Source organism: Streptomyces sp. NPDC096012, assembly GCF_040426375.1.
GTDB lineage: Bacteria > Actinomycetota > Actinomycetes > Streptomycetales > Streptomycetaceae > Streptomyces.
On the sequence record NZ_JBEOTD010000001.1, the window covers coordinates 325,940 to 345,411 of the forward strand.

Sequence of the window (19,472 nt, forward strand, 5' to 3'; positions counted from 1 at the left end):
CCGGACCTGCGCATCCGGTGTTCTGGCCGCGCATCTCCTGCGATCGGAGGAGGACGGTCTCCTTCTGCTGTCGGTGCGGCTCGACGATGTCCGGCGCCCCGGCCCTGAGCAGACTCGGTCCTCATCGACGGACGACGACGGCCGAAGCCTCGTCGCCCCCCGGATCTCGACCGCGAGAACGCATCCCTATCGAAGGAACCCACCCAGACCGCCGAGGAGAGACCATGACCGAACTCGCAGGCGAAGCAGCGGCCGGCAGATCGGCCCCCGCGCCGGCCGCCGCTCCGCTGGACGTCGGTTACACCGACGACCCGCGGGTGCAGAAGGAGGCGGCGACCGAGGACTACTCGATGCACGTCATGCCCAGGACCTGGCGCAGCGGCCGGATGTCCCTGCTGATGGCGTTCGGCTCCATGTTCTCGGCGATGTTCTGGCTGTACGTCGCGGCGACCGTCGCCGCCGTCGCCGGAACGGTGAACGCGGTCATCGGCATCGTGCTGACCTGCCTCACCAAGGGAGCGATGAACTTCTTCCTGGCCCGCTACGCCAGCCGGTCCGGTCTGACGGTGGCGCTGCTGTCGCGCCGGATCTTCGGCTACGCGGGCGCCGCCCTCGCCCCGCTGATCTTCGCGGCGACCGCGCTCTACTACGGCGTGTTCGAGGGGTCCATCGTCGCGGTGGCCCTGCAGAAATTCGTCGGCGGCGGCGACATCCGGCTGTGGTACCTGCTGGTCGTCGTCTACAGCGTGCCGCTGATCCTCGGTGGGGTCCGGACCTGGCTGGACAAGCTGAACGGCCTGCTGCTGCCGTTCTACGTGGTGGGCCTGATCGCGCTGGTCGCCGTGGCGAGCGGCCGCCACCCCGCCTCGGTCAGCCTGCCGGGCGCGCACACCGACCTCGCCGGACCTGGCTGGCTGTGGGCCTTCAGCGTGTACATGGGCGTCTACATCCTGATGATGTACACCGTCGACTTCGCCCGCTTCGGCAAGGCGAAGGACGAGACCTTCCACGGCGTGGTCACCTTCGGCCCGGTCTTCTACCTGCTCACCTACCTGGGCACCGGTCTGGTCGGCATCTTCCTGGCCGCCACCGTCCCCGGAGTCCTCGGGGCGGGCGGCATCACCGAGACCGGCATCGTCGAGGCCGTCATCCAGACGCTGGGCCTGGCCGGTCTGCTGCTGCTCGTGGTGAGCCAGACCCGGATCAACAGCGCCAACCTCTACCTCGCCTCGACCAATCTCGAAGCACTCGCCTCCCGGGTGCTGCGGGTCAGGCTGCCCCGGATCGTGTGGGCCGTCGTCGCCGGGTGTCTCGTGTACGCACTGATGCTCACCGACGTGCTGTCGTACCTGCTGCGGGCGCTCAACTGGCAGGGCGTCTTCGTGGTCGCCTGGGTGGCGATCGCCCTCACCCACATCCTGCTGCACCGGCGCACCGAGGGAACCCTGCCCGAGTTCCGGCCGGGCCGGCTGCGCCGGGTGACACCCGCCGCCGCGGTGTGGGTGGCCGTCTCGGTCGTCGGCATCCTGCTCGTGGAGTGGGGCGGCGCCTTCGGGGCCACCTGGTCCGCGCCGATCACCTTCGTGCTCAGCGCCGGCGGCTACACGCTGGTGTCCCGGTTCGAGGCGCTGCTGCACCGGGGCGATGACCCGCGCGAGGAGGTCGCCGATGCCTGGGCGGCGCGCATCCGGTGCCACGCCTGCGACCGCTCCTACACGGCGGTGGAGATGGACCGGGACCCCACCGCGGGCGGCCAGGCGATCTGCGCCGGATGCGCCACCGCCAGCCCCTCGTTCTACAAGGCCGCCCGCGCGGAGGCCGTGACCGCACCGGAGGCCGCCCGATGATCCCGCTCTGCCGCGTCGGCGAGATCCCCGACTCGGGGCTGCTCCCGGTCGCCACCGGCGGCCTGAACCTGCTGGTGTGCCGGGTGGGGGAGGAGATCCACGTCGTGTCCAACCTGTGCAGCCACGGCGCCTCGGCCCTCTCCGACGGCCGGATGCTGGGCTGCGAGATCGAGTGCGAGCTGCACCAGGGCCGCTTCGACGTCACCACCGGCAAGGCCACCCGGCGCCCGGCGAAGAAACCCGTCGCCACCTACCCGGTCTCGGTCGAGGACGGCGTGGTGCTCCTGCTCGCCGAGGAGCCCGCGTACTCCGGGACCGCGGACGCCCGCCCGGCTGACATCCGCTGACGCCTCGTCAGGGCCCGCAGCCACAGACACGTTCCACCGATTCGACGACTCACCAGTGTCGAAGGAGACACCACCATGACCGACTTGGACGACCGCCCGAGCGTCCCCGCTCCCGAACCCGACGTCGACCACGCCACCCGCCGCTGGGCGCAGCGCTTCCCCGAGCTGGGGACGGGGCCGATCTCCACCGACCGCTTCATCTCCCCCGAGTTCCACGAGCGGGAGCGGGAGCAGGTCTTCCGCAGGACCTGGATCAACGTCGGCTCGGTCCAGGACTTCCAGGCCGACGCGGCGTTCTTCGTGCGGGACGTCGACGTCCTCGACGTCTCGCTGCTGGTCGTCCGGGACCAGGACGGGAGGATCCAGGCGTACCACAACGTCTGTGCGCACCGCGGTAACAAACTGATCTGGGAGCGGGAGGGCGCCTGCCCCCGCATGTTCACCTGCCGCTTCCACGGCTGGGCCTACGGTTCGAAGGACGGCGCGCTGGACTTCGTGCCCGACGAGGACCAGTTCTACTTCCCGGACCGGGGCGGGCTCGGGCTGACGCCCGTCACCACCGACACCTGGAACGGCTTCATCTTCATCCACATGATGGACGAGCCGCCGGTGACGCTGCGCGACCACCTCGGGCCGCTGGCCGACCGGCTCGACGACTTCCCGTTCGAACGGCTCTCGTTGCAGTACCGCTACGACGTGCCGGAGAAGAACAACTGGAAGATCGCCATCGACGCGCAGAACGAGATCTACCACGTGCCGATGCTCGCGCCGCTGCACCGGTTCCTCTCCGGCGGCGCCTTCCACACCAACGAGGACGGCTACACGCGGATCGCCGACTTCCAGCGGCTCGGCCTGCACTCGGTCTACACCTCGGCGTCCGACTCCGACTTCCAGGACACCGCGAGCGGCGTCGCCCACGCGGCCGCGCACCCGCGGTTCGGCGAGCTGATGCTGCCGCTGGAGACGCCCTTCGCGTTCCACGTGGTGTTCCCGAACCTGGTGATCGCGTTCTTCAACAACTCCATGTTCACGTACAACTTCTGGCCCGCCGCGGTCGACCGGACGACCTGGGAGATCCGGCTGCACTACCCGGAGCCGGCCAACCTCGGTGAGCGTGTCCTGATCGAGCAGGCGAAGTGCCGCTTCCGTGACCTGCTCTGCGAGGACCAGGCCGGACACCAGGCCCTGCACGTCGGGCTCAAGTCCCAGGCCCGGGACGCGTTCGTCCTCGGTGAGCAGGAAGTCCAGATCCGCGCCTTCCACAAGACCCTCGACGACGTCATGCAGCGAGGTGCCTGATGACCACCGCATCCACCCCCACCACCAGCACCACCACCCTGCCCGCGGGGTTCGGCGACCTCGAAGCCTTCGGCGCCTGGGTGCTGCCCGACGAGGCCGCCCGGATCGAGGCGCGCCTGAGCCGCCCCTACGCCGAGTCCAAGGCGTTCTACGAGACCATGCTCGCCGCCGTCCCCCGGTTCCTGCCCTACCTGCTCGGCAGGAACACCGGGGACGCGGACCAGGCCGACCGCAACCTCCTGGACCTGGCCCTCGCCTACGTCGAGATCGCCAACGCCGTCGAGATCTACGACGACGGCGAGATCCCCGACGGCGCCGACCTGCGCCTGTTCGTCTCGGTGCTGAAGAGCCATGGCTGACCGGCGCCGCTCGGCGTTCGTCACCGGCGGCGGGTCGGGCATCGGCCGCGCGGCCGCGCTCGCCCTGGCCGCCGACGGCTTCGCCGTCACCGTGGCCGACGCGAACGCCGTCGCCGCCGAGGCCGCGGCCACCGAGATCCAGGGCAGGGGCGGCACGGCGCGGGCCGTCGTCGTGGACGTCACCGACCGGGCCGCGCTCGCCGGGGCGGTCTCCGACACCGTCCGCGAACTCGGTCCGCTCACCGCCGCGGTGAACAGCGCCGGCATCCAGGGCGATGTGGCCCCGATCGGGGAGTGCTCGCCGGAGAACTGGCAGCGCACCCTCGCGGTCAACCTCACCGGCACCTTCCTCGCCATGCAGGTCGAGATCGAGGCGATGCTGCGCGCCGGTGGCGGCTCCATCGTCAACCTCGCCTCCAACTTCGGCCTGGTGGGAAAGGCGCGGATCCCCGCCTACTGCGCCAGCAAGCACGGCGTGGTCGGCCTGACCAAGGCGGCGGCGCTGGACTGCGCCCGCGACGGGATCCGGATCAACGCCGTGTGCCCCGGTCCGGTCGACACCCCCCTGCTGCGCGGCATCGCCGACGGGGCGGGGGAGCGCGGCGCGGCGATGCGGGCCGAGGTGGAGGCGAGCGTGCCGATGGGCCGGGTCGGCGACCCGGACGAGATCGGGCGGGCCATCGCCTTCCTGTGTTCCGACGCGGCCTCGTTCGTCACCGGCTCCGCCGTGCCGGTCGACGGTGGATTCGTCACCGGCTGACCGAGCCGGCCGCCCGCCGCCCGGCAGGGCGCCGGGCGGCACCCCACCCACGAGTCATGCGAAAGGAGGAGCACGTGAGCGACACCGGACTGACGCTCCAGGTCAGCCGACTCGAACGGGTCGCCGACGAGGTCCTCGCCGTCACCCTGGCCGACCCCGGCGGCGCCGAACTGCCGCCGTGGAAGCCCGGCGCCCATGTCGAGGTCACCCTGGGGGAGTACGTTCGCCACTACTCGCTGTGCGGGGACCCCGCCGACCGGCACACCTACCGCCTCGGGGTGCTGCGCGAGCCGTCCGGGCGCGGCGGCTCGGCGTATGCGCACACCAGACTCCGCGTCGGGGACCGGCTGCCCGTCGGGCCGCCCCGCAATCAGTTCCCGCTGGTCAAGGGCGAGCGGTACGTGTTCGTCGCCGGAGGCGTCGGGATCACGCCGCTGCTTGCGATGATCCGTCAGGTGCACCGGGACGGGCTGCCGTGGCGGCTGGTCTACGGCGGCCGCCGGCTCTCCGCGATGGCCTTCGTCGACGAGCTGGAACCGTACGGCGACCGGGTCCGGTTGTGCCCGCAGGACGTGTACGGGCACCCGGACCTGGCGGCCGCGATGGACGTCGGGCCCGGCACCAGGATCTACGCCTGCGGCCCGGAGCCGCTGCTCGCGGCCGTCCGCAAGCAGGGCGCGACGCTGGACGGCAGCACCGTGCACATCGAGCGCTTCGCGCCCCGGGTGGACCTCTCGACGGCCCCCGCCACCGAGTTCGACGTCGCCTGCGTCGCCTCGGAACGCCTGCTCACCGTGCGCGCCGACGAGACGATGCTCGACGCGATGCTCCGCGCCGGGATCGACGTGAACCACGACTGCCGGCAGGGCACCTGCGGCACCTGCGAGCTGGAACTGCTCGACGGAGAGGCGCTGCACCTCGACTCGGTGCTCGACCCGGACGACCCCGAGCGCGGCAGCCTCATCTTCCCCTGCGTCTCCCGCGCCGCCGGGCGGCGCCTCGTGGTCGACATCTGACGGCCGCTCCGCCCCGGCACACCGCCACCCCCGAAAGGACAGTCACGCCATGATCCGCCACGTCTTCCTCTGGCAGGCCGCAGACGGCCACGACAACGACGCCATCGTGGACCTGCTCAACCAGCTCTCCACCGAACTCGACGTCATCGACTCCTGGAGCCTCGGCGCCCACGTGGGCGAACCGAACGAGAACGGCGACCCCTGGGACGGCGCCCTGATCAGCGACTTCCGCTCCTGGGAGGACCTGGAGCGCTACTCGACCGCCCCGTTCCACATGGAGGTGGTCGAGAAGCTGCTGCCCATGGTCCGCGGCCGGGCCGTCGTCGACTTCGAGGTGGACGCCTGATGGCCCCGACCGCCGACATCAAGGTCGCCACCAGCCCCTACGGACCCGACGACCAGCTCGGGGCGCTCAACCTCATGACGCCCCGGTCGCAGGCGGCCGTCATGTCCCGTGCCGACGCCTCGACGGTGTACGACCTGAGCGTCGACTACTTCGTCGGCATGCCGAGCTTCCAGGCCGCGGGCGACCCGTCGTACCAGATCTTCATGAGCCACACCCCGGCCGGCACCGAGGTCGACAACCTCAACGGCGCGGGCGCCGACGTCAACCGGCGCGTCTGCTACTCGGGCGACGTGGTGTTCATGTACACCCACACCGGCACCCACATCGACGCCCTCAACCACTTCGGCGTGGACGGCCGGATCTACAACAACTTCAGCGCCGAGGAGAACCTGGGCAGCCGCCACTGGACCAAGGGCGGCGCGGAGCAGATCCCGCCGATCGTCGCCCGCGGCGTGCTCATCGACGTGGCCGCGCTGCACGGCGTGCCCTGCCTCGACTCGTCGTACGCGATCACGGTGGACGACTGCCGAGGCGCCCTCGAGCGGGCGGGCCTCGAACTGCGCAGCGGCGACGTGGCGCTGGTGCGGACCGGCCGGATGGCCTACTGGCCCGACGGCTCCAAGGTGCTCGGTGACCCGCCCGGCCTCAGCCTGGAGGCCGCCCGGTGGCTCACCGGGCAGGGGATCATCGCCGTCGCCGCGGACCAGGAGTGCGTGGAGGTCGGGCCGTCCCAGCACGAGGACAACTGGCTGCCGGGACACTGCCACTTCCTCGCCGAGGCCGGGGTGCCGATGATCGAGCTGGTCAACCTGGAGGAGCTGTCCCGCGACGGGGTCCACGAGCTGTGCTTCCTCGCCGCGCCGATCCGGCTGCGGGGCGCTTCCGGCGCTCCGGTGCGCCCGATGGCGATGCCGCTGCGGACGTAGCCGGCGCTCCGCACCCCGCGACGGCGGCCCCGGGCTCGATCCCGCCCCGGGGCCGCTGCGCACGCCCACCACCGACCGGCCCGCCGACAGGAGGCACCATGCACATCGCACTCGCCCAGATCGTCTCCACACCCGACCCGTGGCACAACCTCCGGCTCGTCGAGGAGCGGGCGGCGGAGGCGGCCGCGGCCGGTGCCCGGCTCGTGGTCTTCCCCGAGGCGACGATGTGCTGCTTCGGCTCCGACCTCGCCGCGGCGGCCGAGCCGCTGGACGGGCGGTGGGCCGGTGCGGTGCGGAGGATCGCCGCGGACGCGGGTGTCACGGTGGTCGCGGGGATGTTCACCCCGGCGGACGACGGGCGGGTGCGCAACACCCTGCTCGCCACCGGGAACGGGGTCGAGGCGGCGTACGACAAGATCCACCTGTACGACGCCTTCGGCTTCGCCGAGTCCGAGTCGGTCGAAGCCGGGCGGGAACCGGTGATGTTCGAAGTCGACGGTTTCACGGTCGGCTTGACGACCTGTTACGACATCCGCTTCCCAGGCCTCTTCCAGGCCCTGGCCGAACACGGCGCGACGCTCATCGTCACGGCCGCGTCATGGGGCTCCGGCCCGCGCAAGCGCGAGCAGTGGGACCTGCTGATCCGCGCCCGGGCGCTGGACTCGACCTCGTTCGTCGCGGCGTGCGGCCAGGGCGACCCGACCACGGTGGGCCTTCCGCCCGGCACCCTGCCCACCGGGATCGGCGCCAGCGCCGTCGTCGGCCCCCTCGGTCAGCTCCTGCACCAACTCGACGGCCGCCCCGGCGTCCTGCTCGCCGACCTGAACCTCCCCGAAGCCGATGCGGCCCGCGCCTCGGTAGCGGTCCTGGCCAACCGGAAGTGGTGAGCCGGGGGAGAGCCGCGTCGCGTCCAGCAGCGCGATCCGCGGCTTGCGGCCGGCCGTCCGAGCGGCGACGAAGCATCGCGGCCGGCGGGGTGGGCCGCCTACGGCTGAGGCACGGGCTGCTCCCCCGAGCCTCGGACGATCAGCCGTGTGGGAACCGTGATGGTGCGGGCGCGGGAGCGGTCGCCGTCGAGGCGGGCCAGCGCCACGGTCGCCGCTGTTCTGCCGAGCTCCTCCGCGTTCTGGGCGACGACGGTCAGGGCCGGTTCGAGTGCCTCGGCCAGCGAAACGTCGTCGAAGGCGACGACGGCGACGTCCTTGCGCTTGCTGCGGGCCAGTTCGGCGACGATGCCCAGCGCCATGATGTTGTTGCCGGCGAACAGGGCCGTGGGGGGATCGGCCAGGCCGAGGAGTCGGGCGGTCGCGGCCTCGGCGCCCTGCTGGTCGTGGGCGTTGGTGACGAGTGAGCGGTCGTAGGGGATGCCGGCCTCCCGCAGCGCGGAGCGGTAGCCGGCCAGACGTTCACGGCGGGTGTACAGCTCCGGGGGCAGGTCGCCGACGAAGCTGATGCGCCGGTGGCCGTGGGCGATGAGGTGGGCGACGCCGTCGTGCGCCCCGGCGCGGTTGGAGCTGACGATGCTGTCCGTGGCGAGGCCGGCCCCGGGGCGGTCGAGGAAGACGACGGGCAGTCCCGCCGTGCGGTGGGGCCTGAGGTGGGAGTGGTCGGCGCCGACGGACGGAACGACGATCAGGATGCTGACCCGTCGGGCGAGGAACTTGTCCGTCAGGGCGCGTTCGCGATCGGGGTCGTCCGCGGAGGAGCCCATGAGCAGGGTCAGTCCGCGGTCGCGGACGGTGTCCTCGATGGCGCGGGCCACGGCTCCGAAGAAGGGGTTGGCGAGATCGGGGATGACCAGGCCGATGGTGGTGTCCGGGCCCCCGACGCGGATGTTGCGGGCCATCAGGTTCGGCTGGAACCCGAGCTTGGCCACTGCGGCCAGTACCTGTTCCCTGGTCTGCGCGGAGGCGGGTCCGTCCTCGTTGAGGACCCGGGAGACCGTCTTGGCGCTGACGCCCACTTCACGGGCGACGTCGGCCAGGGTGGGGCGGCGGTTCGCTGCCATGGAGAAACCGTCTCCTGAGGGCTCTCGGTTCCGGCCGCGGCCTCGGCCGGAAACTGCGAGAGCTGGGTTGTGCCGTCAGGTGGCCTGGACTCCGGCGGCCTTCGCGGCCCTGGAATCCGCTACGACAGTATCTCCGGCCTCGTCGATGCTGAGCGCGCCGGTCATGATGGCGACGACCTCGGCCATGGAGTGGTCGGACGGCTTGATCACGGCAGCGCGCCGGCCCAGCCGGTGGACGTGGATCCGGTCGGCGATCTCGAAGACGTGGGGCATGTTGTGGCTGATCAGGACGACCGGCATGCCCTTGTCGCGAACGCGGCGGATGAGGTCCAGGACCTGACCGGACTCCTTGACGCCGAGGGCCGCGGTGGGCTCGTCCATGACGACCACACTGCTCGCCCAGGCGACGGAGCGGGCGACCGCGACGGCCTGCCGCTGTCCGCCGGAGAGCGTCTCCACCGACTGCGTCAGCGAGCGCAGGCCGATCTTCAGGTCGGCCATGTGCTCGGCGGCCTCCTGCCGCATCCGCTTCTTGTCCAGCATGCGGAAGACACTGCCGAGCACGCCGGGACGACGCAGCTCACGCCCGAGGAACATGTTCGAGGCGATGTCCATGGAGGCCGCCACGGCGAGGTCCTGGTAGACGGTCTCGATGCCGTGCGCGCGGGCACTTTGCGGGCCGGAGAAGGTGATGGGCTCCCCGTTGAGGCGTATCTCGCCGGCGTCGGGGACCACCGCGCCGGTGAGGGCCTTGATCAGGCTGGTCTTGCCGGCGCCGTTGTCACCGATGACGGCGAGGACCTCACCGGGGAGCAGGTCGAAGTCGGCGCCGTCGATGGCGGTGACGTGGCCGTAGCGCTTGACCAGACCACGGGCCTGCAGAACGGGCGTGGGGGAAGTGGTGGCGGTCATCGGGCCTTCTTCCGGGAGATCTGGTCGACGGTCACCGCGAGGATCACCAGAACACCGGTGATCAGGGTCTGGTAGATGGAGGCGACCCCCATCAGCTGGAGGCCGTTGCGGAAGACGCCGACGATGAGAACGCCGATGAAGGTGCCCAGGACCGAGCCGCGTCCGCCGAAGAGGCTGGTGCCGCCGAGGACCACGGCGGTGATGCTGTCGAGGTTGTCGGTCTGGCCCGCCTGGGGGTCGCCGACTCCGGTGCGGGAGATGAGCAGCAGGGCGGCGATCCCGTACAGCAGACCCGCCACGGTGTAGATGCCGATCGTCAGCCGGGAGGTGCGGATACCGTTCAGCCGCGCCGCCTCCTGGCTGTTGCCCAGGGCGTAGACGTGCCGGCCCCAGCCGGTGCTGCTCAGCGCGTAGGCGAGCAGGAGGAACAGGGCGATGGTGACCAGGGAGCCGTAGGTGATGTCGGTGTGGCCGAGCGGGAAGGTCTGCCCGAGGGCCGTCAGCGGGCCGGGCAGGTTGGTGACCGTCTGCTCCTCGGAGTAGATGTGGGTCAGCGCGAACGCCACGTTGAGCATGCCGAGGGTGACGATGAACGGCGGCAGCGGGATCTTCTGCACCAGTAGCCCGTTGAGCAGCCCGAAGCCCGCACAGACCGCTATGCCCAGCGCGATGGCGACGAGCGGCGGCAGGGAGCCGTCGGCGGCCATCTTGGCGATCACGATGCTGCCGAACGCCATCACGGCTCCGCAGGACAGGTCGATGCCCGCGGTGAGGATGATCAGGGTCTGTCCGATGGCGAGGGTGCCGACGACCATCACCTGCTGCACGATCAGCGAGAAGTTGCCGCCGGTGAGGAACTGGTCGGTCGAGAGGGCGAAGAAGGCGCAGGCGAGAACGAGGGCGACCAGCGGGCCGGTGGTCGGTGCGGTGAGCAGTCTGCGGGCCGTGGTCGGCGCTTTGAGCTCGGCGTACGGCGTGGTCGTGGCTGTCATGCGAAGTCCTTGTCGGAAGACAGAAGTCCCGGTGGGAGGACGAGAGGGCGGCCGTCCCCCTTCGGGGAGGTGGGGCCGGCCGCCCCGCTGGGGGGTCGTGGAAAGAGCGGTCAGGGCCGGTGATCGGCTCAGCCCCAGCAGTTGTCCAGGCCGTAGGCGGTGTCCTTCGACGTGACCCCGGCCCGCGCCTTGTCGGTGATCAGGGTGACGCCGGTGTCGGTGTAACCGGACGCCTTCTTGCCGTCCTTGGCGTACGTCACGACGGCCTTGACGCCCTCGGCGGCCATCTTCAGCGGGTACTGCTGCGACGTCGCGGCGATCTTGCCGTCCTTGACGGCCTGGGTGCCGGTGCAGCCGCCGTCGACCGAGACGATCAGGACGTCCTTCTCCCGGCCCTTGGCCTTCAGCGCGGTGTACGCACCCAGGGCCGCCGGTTCGTTGATGGTGTAGACGACGTTGATGCCGGGCGCCTTCTGCAGGCAGTTCTCCATCGCGGTCTGGCCCTTGGCCTGGTCGCCACCCGTGTCCTGGGCGCACACGACGTCCTTGTCGGTGGCGCCGAAGCCCTTCAGGAATCCGTTGTGCCGCTGGACGCCGACCGAGACACCCGGCGCGAGGTCGAGGGCGGCTATCTTCGCCGTCCTGCCCTTCATGGCGGCCTTGGCGTACTCGCCGATCAGCTTCCCGGCCTCGAGGTTGTCGGTGGCGAAGAGGGCGTCGACCGCGCTCTGCGGCTCGGTCGGGGTGTCCAGGGCGATGACCAGGACACCCTTGGCGCGGGCCTTCTGGATGGCGGGCACGATCGCCTTGGAGTCGCTCGGGGTGATCAGGATGCCCTTCACGCCGGCGGCGACCATGTTCTCGATGGCCGTGACCTGACCGGCGTTGTCCCCGTCGAACTTGCCCGCAGCGGTGGACAGCTGGGCGCCGCTCTCCTTGGCGGCCTTCTCCGCGCCCTCCTTCATCTTCACGAAGAACGGGTTGGTGTCGGTCTTGGTGATCAGACCGACCTTCACGCCGCCCGATCCGGTGCTCGCGGCGCCCGATCCCGATCCGGATCCACAGGCTGTCAGGGCGAGGGCTGCGACACCCGTGCAGGCAGCGGCTCTGAGCAGAGAGGAGGGCAGACGAGAGGTGCGTGACATGAACGACTCCTGCGGGATCGCGGGCGAACGGCCGGCATCGGTGCATGCCGTCCCTCGGTGTCATCGTTGACTTATGTCATCGTTGACACTGCTTGGCGAGGATGATGGACTCCCTTCCCCGGCAACGTCAATGCCCTGAGCCCGTCACGGATCGGCAACATCCGCCGCCGTGGTCCGCCCGAAGCCGTTCACCGGTTGCCCGGGACATGCCTGTTTCCGTCCGCGCGCACTCCGAGAGAAGAACAGCCCATGAGCCCGCGCCAGATCACCGCCCTGGGGGAGTGCGTCGCGGACGCCTTCACCGAACCCGCGACCGTCCCGGACGAGTTCGCCCTGCGGGTGCCGCCCGGCGGCGGACCCGCGGACACGGCGTCGGCCCTGGCCGGGCCGGGCACCCCGGCCCGCCTCGGGCCGCGGCCCTGACCTGCTCGGTTGCCGGCCCCCACCCGCCGTGGCCGAGCCGGTCGGCGCGGTTCGCGACCGTCGGCGACGCCTGATGGCCCGTCGGTCCGTGCGGGGGACCGGCCCGGTGAATCCGGGCAAGGCCGTCGCCTGCCACCTCGACTCCGCTCACCGAAAGGACACGAAACCGTGAAGAAGACCCTGCTCGCCGAGTTCACCGCCCGAGAGGGAGCGGAGGACGAGGTCGCCCAGCTGATCCGGGACTACGCCATGAAGGTGCGGGAGGAGGAAGGCAACCTGGCCTTCGACGTCTACACCAGGGCGGCAGACCCGCGCGGATACTGGATCTTCGAGGTCTACCGGGACGAGGACGCCTTCAGGGCGCACCTGGACGCCCCGTACGGTGCCCCGTTCAACGCCGCCCTCGCCCCGCTGATCGAGGAGGACGCCTCCGTACTGACGTTCCTCGATCCGCTGACCACGCATCCGTAACGGGCCCTGCGACAACCGTGCCGCCGTCCGGGGCCGTGCCGCCGTCCGGGCCGTGCCGACGGAGGAGCTGAACCTGACGGGCGGGCGGTGGACGGGTCGCGGATCGCGGTGGACAAGGTACTGAAGCGGCCGCGGATGCGTACGTGACGGAATCTGCACAGCGACTGCCCAACAGCGGCACGGTGCGTTCTGTTGGTGGGGACTTGTCCTGGTCGGAGCTGACGTGGCAATAGCTGTCGGTTTCCTATGCCGGGTTACATGTAGAGAAGCTGCCCTTGATTCGTGTGCATGCGTGCACGGATGAGTAGACGACTGTTTCAACTGCCTTGCTGGGAGCGTCGACCGACTGGATGCCGGGCACGCTCCGTGATTTGATCCTTCGCGCCGCCGGGTTCGCGCCAAGGTGTCCGGAAACGGACGGCGCGCGCCTGCGGTCGCGGCTCACCGGCTATCCCCAGCCTGGCCGCTCCCCCCTGTGGAACATCCATACGAAGGGCAGTTTCCTCATGAACTCCGCTCCCCAGGTTCAGACCCTCGAAATCTCCGACGCCGAGCTCGACACCGTCTCGGGCGGCCTGAGCCCGGAGGCCGGCATCGCCGCCGGCCCCACGGCGATCAGCACCTCTGACCTCGTGGCTCAGGTCGGCGCGGTCCCGGGCGGCGCCCTGGACACCGTCGGCCAGTACCACCAGGTCGGCGTCACCGTCTCCTACTGATCGTCAGATCGCGGGACTTCCCGATCGCGGGACCGCCGATACCGGCAGCCCGACCGCCGATCGGCGCCTGCGGCGACAAGCCCCCTACCCGCGGCTCCTCGCCGGTAGGGGGCTTGATCATGAGGGTCGGTGCCGTGCGGGTGGTGCCGGTTCATGCCGGGCTTTTGACCCAAGCGACGAGCCGGGCCCACCAGCCACCGCTCGATCGACCCCGTGAACCGTCCGGGCGTGGAGGAGCGGGTGTGTGTCGCGCCGGCCCACCAGGTCGGACCGGTCCCGACCGAGTCATCCCCTCGCCCGTACGGGCACGCTTGTGCTCCGCCGACTCACACGTGCACCGCTGGGGCGTGGGCACGTCGGCGAGCACTTGCTCCACGTGCCTCCCGCATCCCTCATAGGTCACCTTGCGACAGGACCGACAGACAGCACGTTGGCACATGATTCCCCTCCATTAGCGTCTTCTTTTACCACCTGGAAAATCAACAGTTTCGTCACAGCTGAATTCACAATTTCGCCACATCCAACGCCCGCATGTGCACCATCTCCACGAACAACTGACTTACCGTCGGCACGAGGGCCGGTCCTGAAATCCAACCACGCTCCAAGTGGCCTCACGATCGACCGTAAATATGCAGACATGAGAGACAAAGGCGCATAAGTGCCGCGTGCCACATATCACTCGGTGATGTCAAGCGGTCACGGTCGGAATGCGCCTTGAGGTTGCCTGGGACACCGAAACGGTGGTTCCATCACGCCCGGTCGAAGGAATGGAGGCACAGCTCCTTAGTGTGAGAGGCCGTCACCGCGCCGCTCTGAGATGGTCGACCGGGCGCGGCGAGGACATGAAATCGAGAACGGCAACCACCCTCTCCGAACGGGTGGTGTGCTCCGGTCAGAAGGGAGCAACGTGAGTTGCTCGCACGCCGCAGGATGCCCCCTGTTCCCGCTGCTTAGGGCGAGCCTGCAAGGTTGGCGCGACTACTACTGCGACAGCGAGGACCAGTGGGTCGGCTGTGCGCGCTACCAGATGTCACTCACCGGCGAGCGCGTGCCGATCAGCCTGCTGCCCAACGGGGCTCGCGCCCGACACCTCGAAGACGCCGTCGACACGGGCCGGTCCGGCGCCGTCCATCCGGGGCAGGCAGCCCGGCAGGCCCCGCCGCCGCAGCACGATCCGAGGTCACCGGGGAGCGCGTCCTGGCCGCAGCAAGCGCCGGGCCGGCCACCTGAGCCGTCCGGGCCCGGGATCGCGGCTCCGGAGAGCGTAGGTCAGTGGGGGGCGGCATCTCCGCCGATACCGGTCACGCCTTACCAACCGTCACCACCCCAACAGTTTCCCCAGCCTCATCCCCACCCCTCTCGACACGCGCGGCAAGCGCCCAGCGCGAAGCGCGGCTGGTGGGCTCGATTCACCGAATGGATGGGAGGCCCCGCATGAGTGACTACTGGCCCTGGTGGGCGGGCGCCATCGGGCTCGCTCTCGTCACCATCAACCACACCCTCACCACGGATCGGTCCTTCGGGGTGTCGTCCGCATGGGATCGCGTGCTGCACTGGCGCCGCGAACGCCAGCTCGAGGAGATGGACGAGGAGTTCACCGACGACCAAGCTCTCGCCGAGGCGCTCGCCGCGGCTACAGCGGAGCACTTCGGCACCGTCGCGTCCACCCCGCCGCAGGCTCCGTACGGGATGTCACCGCCACTCGAAGCGGATACCGAACCGGCGGCGAGCGAGAGCCCTGCGGCCACGAGCCTGCGCCCGGCCCCGCTGGTCACCCAGGCCGCCCTGCTGATATCGATCTTCCTCGGCGGACTGATCGCCGCGGTCACCTCCGGGCGGTTCCACCTCCGTTACGACATGGGCCCGGGATTCCGGAACGTGGTCACCGCCAATCCGGCCACCATGGTCGCCCTGCTGTTCGTGGGAGGCGTGCTGGTCGGCTTCGGCACTCGGCTGGCCGGTGGGTGCAGCTCCGGCCACGGACTCAACGGATGCGGCCGTCTACGACCGGTCAGCATCGTCGCTACAGCCGTGTTCTTCGGCACCGCCGTCGTGGTGTCGTTCCTCCTGTGGAAGGTGATCTGATGCGTACCCGGGGCGCGATTCTGCTGGCCACCATCATCACCGGACTGGCCCTCGGTTATACCGTCACCAACATCGGCTTCGGCGACTACGCCGAGTTGAACCGCATGTTCACCTTCCAGGACCTGCGCATGTTCCTCTCCTTCGCCGGCGCCGTCGTGATCATCGTGTGCGCGTTCGCTCTGCTGCGGGTCCCCCGCACCCCGGGGCGCATCCACGCGGGTGTGGTCCCGGGCGCGGTGCTGTTCGGTACGGGCTGGGCGATCTCGGGTGGGTGCCCGGCCATCCCGATCATCCAGGTCGCCAGCGGATACCTGCCTGCCCTGGTCACCATCGTCGGCGTCATCGTCGGTATCCGGCTGTGCCGCTGGGCCAACGCCCGCTACTTCCACCTCGACCGCGGCTCCTGCGGCCTGTGACCGAGGGCGCCCCGGCCCCGCGTCTTCATGAAGCGGGCCGGGGTGCGGCGGCGGCTCGGCCTGGCGCCGGCAGGACGTACTCCGCCCAGACCGTCTTGCCGGGGTTGTCCCGGCGCGGGTGCCAGTCCCAGCGGTCGGCGAGGCGCTCCACCAGGAGCAGGCCGCGGCCGGTGTCGCCGAGGTCCGTGGGCGTCGCCACGACCGGTACGCCCTCGGTGCGGGTGTCGGTGACCTCGATCCGTACGGTCGTGGCGTCGCGGGCCAACGAGAGGTGGAAGTCGCGGCCGGGGACCCGGCCGTGCCGCACGGCGTTGGCGGCGAGCTCGCCGACGATCAGCGTCAGCGCGTGGTGCGCGTCGCAGTCGTAGGGGATGCCCCACGCGTCGAGGCGGTGCCCGGCGAGTCGCCGGGCGAGCCGCGCGCCGCGCGGGGTGGAGCTGAACCGCATCGCGAAGTGACCTGTGGGGCCGATGGGTTGACCGGTGCGGGAAGGAGCGGCGATCTCGTGGTTCATGCCCGTAACGCTTCCGGCAGTGGCGTAGCGTGACCAGTGGTGACGCGCCGTCGCGTGCGGGTTGTACGTGCCGGCGCGGGAGGTGTACGAGGCGCGCCGCGTGACCGGCTCGGGGCGGGTGCGTTGGGCCGGGGAGCTGGGCCGGGGAGGCGGTGGAGCCGATGGGGTCGGTGGAGCGGGGCGAGGCCGGGGGTGTGCGGGAGGACGCCGGGCCGAGGCCGGAGGACGAGCCGGGCTCGGGCGTGGTGACGGCGTTCGGACGGCAGTTGAAGCTGCTGCGGGTACGGGCGGGCCTGGAACGGCCGGAGTTCGGCAGGCTCACGGGTTACGCGGCCCAGTCGATCGCCTCCTTCGAGCAGGGCCGGCGGATTCCCTCGCCCGGGTTCATCGACCGCGCGGACGAGGTGCTGGACGCCGGGGGCGTCCTCAAGGCGCTGAAGGAGGAGGTGGGGCGGGCACAGTATCCGGCGTTCTTCCGGGACTCGGCGCGCTTGGAGGCGCGGGCGACGGCGCTGAACGTGTATGCCGTGTATGCCGTCCCCGGGCTGTTGCAGGCGGAGGACTACGCACGGGCCGTCTTCCAGATGCAGCGCCCGCTGCTGGAGGACGACGTAATCGAGCAACGCTTGGAAGCTCGGATGGTGCGGCAGAGCATCTTCACCCGCCGCCCGGCCCCTCTGATGAGTTTCGTCATCGAGGAAGCAGTGCTGCGCAGGCAGCTCGGCGGCCGGAAAACCATGCGCGAGACCCTGGAACAGATCCTGCTCACCGGGCAATCGAGGAACGTAGAAGTACAAGTCATGCCGATCGGACGCGAGGACCACGCCGCGCTCGGCGGCCCCTTCACCCTGATCGACACCGACAAGGGGCACCGCATCGCGTACGCGGAGGTCCAGGACGACAGTCGTCTCTACACCGATACCTCGTACGTACGTACGCTCGAAGCTCGCTATGGCATCCTCCGATCACAGGCGCTGACCCCGAGCGAGTCGTCGGCGCTCATCGAGCAACTGATGGGAGAGGCATGAACGTGCAGCGCAGCAGAGCGGCTGTGCCGGAAGCCGCTTGGTTCAAGAGCAGTTACAGCACGGGCAACGGTGGCGAGTGCGTCGAGGTCGCCGAGGCGCCCGGAACCGTACACATCCGGGACTCCAAGGTCCGGTCCGGACCGGTTCTGACGGTCGCCCCCGACGCGTGGGCCGGGCTCGTCCGGCTGGCCGCCGACCAGGCCGTCTGAGCCGGACGTTCGTGACCCCGTGGGTGCCCGGTCGCACGGGCGGCTGAGCACCCACGTCCTGCGGGGGCGGCATGGGACGGGCGGTCGGCGCTCGCCCGGCCTTCCTCGCCGCGTTCGTCGTCGCCCCCGCGCCGACGGCGCGCTCGCTCGGCGACGCCGCTGGAGAGCCTTCACCGAGCCGCCCCGGTCGAGGGTCTCGTTGCCGAGGCTTCTGGCGGCACCGACCGTGCTCCGCCTCACCCGGACCACGGCCCCGGCACCGACCGTGCTCCGCCTCACCCGGACCACGGCCCCGGCACCGACCGTGCTCCGCCTCACCCGGACCACGGCCCGGGACCGCCGCGTGCCCGGGCATCCGCGCGGGTGGGCACGCCTGGCCGGTGGGTGTGTGCCACGAGAGGGGCCGGGTACTCGGGTGCACCCACCGTGAGGGGTGCGCCCGCAGGAGCCCAGGCCGTTGCGGCCCGACGGCTGCGGGGCACCCGTCGTCCCACATCCCTCCCGCGAGGCCTCCTATGAGCCGTCTCTTCTCGCCGTTCACCCTCCGTGGCACGACCTTCCGGAACCGGGCCTGGGTGGCCCCCATGTGCCAGTACAGCTCGGTCGACGGTTATCCGCAGGACTGGCATCTGGTCCACCTCGGCTCCCTGGCACGCGGCGGGTCCGGCCTGGTCATGCAGGAGGCCACGGCAGTGGAACCCGACGGCCGGATCACCCCTTCCGACGCCGGCATCTGGGATGACGGCCAGGCCGCCGCGTACAAGCGGATCACCGACTTCGTCCACGCGCGGGGAGCCGTTGCCGGCATCCAGATCTCCCATGCCGGCCGCAAGGCGTCGACGGCACCGCCCTGGGAGGGTGACGCGTACGTCGAGCCGGAGGCCGGCGGATGGCAGACGGTGGCACCGTCTCCGCTGCCGTTCGGCGACTGGCCGGCCCCACGGGAGCTCGGCGTGGACGACATCCGCGCTCTGGTCCGGGCCTTCGGCGACGCCGCCGCGCGGGCGCTGTCCGCCGGCTTCGAGGTCCTGGAGATCCACGCCGCGCACGGATACCTGCTGCACCAGTTCCTGTCACCGCTGTCCAACCACCGCACCGACGAGTACGGAGGCGATCTCGACGGGCGCAGCCGTTTCCTCGTCCAGGTCACCGACGCCGTACGGGCGCAGTGGCCGGAGGACCGCCCGCTGTTCGTACGCTTCTCGGCCACGGACTGGGCCGACGGCGGCTGGACCCCGGAGGAGACGGTCGAGCTGTCGCGGCACCTGGTGGCCCACGGCGTCGATCTGGTGGACGTCACCAGCGGCGGGCTCGTCCACAACGCCCGTATCGAAGTGGAGCCCGGCTACCAGGTGCCCTTCGCCCGAGCCGTCCGCGAGGGCGCGGCCCTGCCCGTCTCCGCGGTCGGCCTGATCACCGCACCCGAGCAGGCCGACCAGATCCTCGTGGACCGCTCGGCCGACGCGATCATGCTCGCGCGCGAACTGCTGCGCAACCCGACCTGGCCGCTCCGCGCGGCCCAGGTGCTCGGTGACGACGTCCCGTGGCCGAAGCAGTACCAGCGCGGCCGCCCACGTCATCGCTGAGGCCGTCGCCGCCCGCGCACCCGGGAACTCAGGCCCTGGTCAGCGCCGGTCCCCGGGGATTCCGCGG

Annotated in this window: 22 protein-coding genes and 1 pseudogene; 17 read left to right on the forward strand and 6 right to left on the reverse strand. The window is 70.7% G+C overall.

Annotation, left to right across the window (positions count from 1 at the left end; translation table 11 throughout):
• Positions 1-224 precede the first annotated feature (224 nt).
• The 9 genes from ABVB68_RS01520 to ABVB68_RS01560 all read left to right on the forward strand — a co-directional run bounded on the left by ABVB68_RS01520 (position 225) and on the right by ABVB68_RS01560 (position 7,787).
• Positions 225-1,847, forward strand: coding sequence for a purine-cytosine permease family protein (locus ABVB68_RS01520; protein WP_353598972.1), 1,623 nt, complete (start codon positions 225-227; stop codon positions 1,845-1,847).
• On the forward strand, positions 1,844-2,194 hold the full coding sequence (locus ABVB68_RS01525) for a non-heme iron oxygenase ferredoxin subunit (protein ID WP_353598973.1): 351 nt from the start codon (positions 1,844-1,846) through the stop codon (positions 2,192-2,194). Before ABVB68_RS01520 ends, ABVB68_RS01525 begins: the two co-directional genes overlap by 4 nt.
• 75 nt (positions 2,195-2,269) lie before the next feature.
• On the forward strand, positions 2,270-3,493 hold the full coding sequence (locus tag ABVB68_RS01530) for an aromatic ring-hydroxylating oxygenase subunit alpha (protein WP_353598974.1): 1,224 nt from the start codon (positions 2,270-2,272) through the stop codon (positions 3,491-3,493).
• Entirely contained in the window at positions 3,493-3,852 is a 360-nt protein-coding gene (locus ABVB68_RS01535) for a hypothetical protein (RefSeq protein ID WP_353598975.1), read from the forward strand. Before ABVB68_RS01530 ends, ABVB68_RS01535 begins: the two co-directional genes overlap by 1 nt.
• Positions 3,845-4,612 carry an SDR family NAD(P)-dependent oxidoreductase gene (locus tag ABVB68_RS01540; protein ID WP_353598976.1) on the forward strand — a complete coding sequence of 256 codons (768 nt, stop codon included), beginning with the start codon at positions 3,845-3,847 and terminating at the stop codon, positions 4,610-4,612. Before ABVB68_RS01535 ends, ABVB68_RS01540 begins: the two co-directional genes overlap by 8 nt.
• A gap of 74 nt (positions 4,613-4,686) precedes the next feature.
• Positions 4,687-5,628, forward strand: coding sequence for a PDR/VanB family oxidoreductase (locus tag ABVB68_RS01545; RefSeq protein ID WP_353598977.1), 942 nt, complete (start codon positions 4,687-4,689; stop codon positions 5,626-5,628).
• Between the two features lie 49 nt (positions 5,629-5,677).
• The gene (locus ABVB68_RS01550; protein ID WP_353598978.1) at positions 5,678-5,974 is read left to right on the forward strand and encodes a Dabb family protein; all 297 of its coding nucleotides are present in this window, start codon (positions 5,678-5,680) and stop codon (positions 5,972-5,974) included.
• Positions 5,974-6,900, forward strand: a complete 927-nt coding sequence (locus ABVB68_RS01555; RefSeq protein ID WP_353598979.1) for a cyclase family protein — start codon at positions 5,974-5,976, stop codon at positions 6,898-6,900. The genes ABVB68_RS01550 and ABVB68_RS01555 overlap by 1 nt, the downstream gene beginning before the upstream one ends.
• Positions 6,901-6,998: 98 nt before the next feature.
• Complete coding sequence (locus tag ABVB68_RS01560; RefSeq protein ID WP_353598980.1) at positions 6,999-7,787, forward strand: carbon-nitrogen hydrolase family protein; 789 nt, start codon at positions 6,999-7,001, stop codon at positions 7,785-7,787.
• 98 nt (positions 7,788-7,885) lie between these two features.
• On the opposite strand, the gene ABVB68_RS01565 is transcribed toward ABVB68_RS01560, so the two are convergent.
• From ABVB68_RS01565 to ABVB68_RS01580, 4 genes are all read right to left on the reverse strand, one after another.
• Entirely contained in the window at positions 7,886-8,908 is a 1,023-nt protein-coding gene (locus ABVB68_RS01565; RefSeq protein WP_353598981.1) for a LacI family DNA-binding transcriptional regulator, read from the reverse strand.
• A gap of 75 nt (positions 8,909-8,983) precedes the next feature.
• Positions 8,984-9,820: an ATP-binding cassette domain-containing protein gene (locus ABVB68_RS01570; protein ID WP_353598982.1), complete on the reverse strand. Its 837-nt coding sequence runs from the start codon at positions 9,818-9,820 to the stop codon at positions 8,984-8,986.
• Positions 9,817-10,812, reverse strand: coding sequence for an ABC transporter permease (locus tag ABVB68_RS01575; protein WP_353598983.1), 996 nt, complete (start codon positions 10,810-10,812; stop codon positions 9,817-9,819). Before ABVB68_RS01575 ends, ABVB68_RS01570 begins: the two co-directional genes overlap by 4 nt.
• Positions 10,813-10,940: 128 nt before the next feature.
• Positions 10,941-11,957 (reverse strand): sugar ABC transporter substrate-binding protein, encoded by a 1,017-nt coding sequence (locus ABVB68_RS01580; RefSeq protein ID WP_353598984.1) that lies wholly within the window; start codon positions 11,955-11,957, stop codon positions 10,941-10,943.
• A gap of 249 nt (positions 11,958-12,206) precedes the next feature.
• Here ABVB68_RS01580 and ABVB68_RS01585 point away from each other — a divergent pair.
• From ABVB68_RS01585 to ABVB68_RS01595, 3 genes and pseudogenes are all read left to right on the forward strand, one after another.
• Positions 12,207-12,362, forward strand: a pseudogene (locus tag ABVB68_RS01585) (carbohydrate kinase family protein); the annotation flags it as partial.
• A 186-nt stretch (positions 12,363-12,548) separates the two neighbouring features.
• The gene (locus ABVB68_RS01590; protein WP_353598985.1) at positions 12,549-12,851 is read left to right on the forward strand and encodes a putative quinol monooxygenase; all 303 of its coding nucleotides are present in this window, start codon (positions 12,549-12,551) and stop codon (positions 12,849-12,851) included.
• 506 nt (positions 12,852-13,357) lie between these two features.
• On the forward strand, positions 13,358-13,567 hold the full coding sequence (locus ABVB68_RS01595; RefSeq protein ID WP_353598986.1) for a hypothetical protein: 210 nt from the start codon (positions 13,358-13,360) through the stop codon (positions 13,565-13,567).
• A 151-nt stretch (positions 13,568-13,718) separates the two neighbouring features.
• On the opposite strand, the gene ABVB68_RS36840 is transcribed toward ABVB68_RS01595, so the two are convergent.
• The gene (locus tag ABVB68_RS36840) at positions 13,719-14,006 is read right to left on the reverse strand and encodes a DUF8730 family Cys-rich protein (protein WP_503005986.1); all 288 of its coding nucleotides are present in this window, start codon (positions 14,004-14,006) and stop codon (positions 13,719-13,721) included.
• Between the two features lie 995 nt (positions 14,007-15,001).
• Here ABVB68_RS36840 and ABVB68_RS01600 point away from each other — a divergent pair.
• Positions 15,002-15,652 carry a YeeE/YedE family protein gene (locus ABVB68_RS01600; RefSeq protein WP_353598987.1) on the forward strand — a complete coding sequence of 217 codons (651 nt, stop codon included), beginning with the start codon at positions 15,002-15,004 and terminating at the stop codon, positions 15,650-15,652.
• A complete protein-coding gene (locus ABVB68_RS01605; protein ID WP_353598988.1) occupies positions 15,652-16,068 on the forward strand; it encodes a YeeE/YedE thiosulfate transporter family protein in 417 nt (138 codons plus the stop codon). Before ABVB68_RS01600 ends, ABVB68_RS01605 begins: the two co-directional genes overlap by 1 nt.
• 25 nt (positions 16,069-16,093) lie before the next feature.
• On the opposite strand, the gene ABVB68_RS01610 is transcribed toward ABVB68_RS01605, so the two are convergent.
• A complete protein-coding gene (locus ABVB68_RS01610; RefSeq protein ID WP_353598989.1) occupies positions 16,094-16,582 on the reverse strand; it encodes an ATP-binding protein in 489 nt (162 codons plus the stop codon).
• Between the two features lie 161 nt (positions 16,583-16,743).
• Between ABVB68_RS01610 and ABVB68_RS01615 the strand changes: the two genes are divergently transcribed.
• The 3 genes from ABVB68_RS01615 (at position 16,744) to ABVB68_RS01625 (ending at position 19,405) form a co-directional block, all read left to right on the forward strand.
• A complete protein-coding gene (locus tag ABVB68_RS01615; protein WP_353599145.1) occupies positions 16,744-17,610 on the forward strand; it encodes a helix-turn-helix domain-containing protein in 867 nt (288 codons plus the stop codon).
• On the forward strand, positions 17,607-17,819 hold the full coding sequence (locus ABVB68_RS01620) for a DUF397 domain-containing protein (RefSeq protein WP_353598990.1): 213 nt from the start codon (positions 17,607-17,609) through the stop codon (positions 17,817-17,819). Before ABVB68_RS01615 ends, ABVB68_RS01620 begins: the two co-directional genes overlap by 4 nt.
• 515 nt (positions 17,820-18,334) lie before the next feature.
• A complete protein-coding gene (locus tag ABVB68_RS01625; RefSeq protein ID WP_353598991.1) occupies positions 18,335-19,405 on the forward strand; it encodes an NADH:flavin oxidoreductase/NADH oxidase in 1,071 nt (356 codons plus the stop codon).
• Positions 19,406-19,472 lie beyond the last annotated feature (67 nt).

Excerpts from the sequence above, each read along its gene's own strand:
- ABVB68_RS36840 (WP_503005986.1), bottom strand. The coding sequence starts at position 14,006 with ATGTGCCAACGTGCTGTCTGTCGGTCCTGTCGCAAGGTGACCTATGAG.
- ABVB68_RS01595 (WP_353598986.1), top strand. The coding sequence starts at position 13,358 with ATGAACTCCGCTCCCCAGGTTCAGACCCTCGAAATCTCCGACGCCGAG.
- ABVB68_RS01625 (WP_353598991.1), top strand. The coding sequence starts at position 18,335 with ATGAGCCGTCTCTTCTCGCCGTTCACCCTCCGTGGCACGACCTTCCGG.
- ABVB68_RS01615 (WP_353599145.1), top strand. The coding sequence starts at position 16,744 with ATGGGGTCGGTGGAGCGGGGCGAGGCCGGGGGTGTGCGGGAGGACGCC.
- ABVB68_RS01610 (WP_353598989.1), bottom strand. The coding sequence starts at position 16,582 with ATGAACCACGAGATCGCCGCTCCTTCCCGCACCGGTCAACCCATCGGC.
- ABVB68_RS01575 (WP_353598983.1), bottom strand. The coding sequence starts at position 10,812 with ATGACAGCCACGACCACGCCGTACGCCGAGCTCAAAGCGCCGACCACG.
- ABVB68_RS01550 (WP_353598978.1), top strand. The coding sequence starts at position 5,678 with ATGATCCGCCACGTCTTCCTCTGGCAGGCCGCAGACGGCCACGACAAC.
- ABVB68_RS01520 (WP_353598972.1), top strand. The coding sequence starts at position 225 with ATGACCGAACTCGCAGGCGAAGCAGCGGCCGGCAGATCGGCCCCCGCG.
- ABVB68_RS01555 (WP_353598979.1), top strand. The coding sequence starts at position 5,974 with ATGGCCCCGACCGCCGACATCAAGGTCGCCACCAGCCCCTACGGACCC.
- ABVB68_RS01540 (WP_353598976.1), top strand. The coding sequence starts at position 3,845 with ATGGCTGACCGGCGCCGCTCGGCGTTCGTCACCGGCGGCGGGTCGGGC.
- ABVB68_RS01570 (WP_353598982.1), bottom strand. The coding sequence starts at position 9,820 with ATGACCGCCACCACTTCCCCCACGCCCGTTCTGCAGGCCCGTGGTCTG.
- ABVB68_RS01530 (WP_353598974.1), top strand. The coding sequence starts at position 2,270 with ATGACCGACTTGGACGACCGCCCGAGCGTCCCCGCTCCCGAACCCGAC.
- ABVB68_RS01560 (WP_353598980.1), top strand. The coding sequence starts at position 6,999 with ATGCACATCGCACTCGCCCAGATCGTCTCCACACCCGACCCGTGGCAC.
- ABVB68_RS01580 (WP_353598984.1), bottom strand. The coding sequence starts at position 11,957 with ATGTCACGCACCTCTCGTCTGCCCTCCTCTCTGCTCAGAGCCGCTGCC.
- ABVB68_RS01535 (WP_353598975.1), top strand. The coding sequence starts at position 3,493 with ATGACCACCGCATCCACCCCCACCACCAGCACCACCACCCTGCCCGCG.
- ABVB68_RS01620 (WP_353598990.1), top strand. The coding sequence starts at position 17,607 with ATGAACGTGCAGCGCAGCAGAGCGGCTGTGCCGGAAGCCGCTTGGTTC.
- ABVB68_RS01525 (WP_353598973.1), top strand. The coding sequence starts at position 1,844 with ATGATCCCGCTCTGCCGCGTCGGCGAGATCCCCGACTCGGGGCTGCTC.
- ABVB68_RS01600 (WP_353598987.1), top strand. The coding sequence starts at position 15,002 with ATGAGTGACTACTGGCCCTGGTGGGCGGGCGCCATCGGGCTCGCTCTC.
- ABVB68_RS01605 (WP_353598988.1), top strand. The coding sequence starts at position 15,652 with ATGCGTACCCGGGGCGCGATTCTGCTGGCCACCATCATCACCGGACTG.
- ABVB68_RS01565 (WP_353598981.1), bottom strand. The coding sequence starts at position 8,908 with ATGGCAGCGAACCGCCGCCCCACCCTGGCCGACGTCGCCCGTGAAGTG.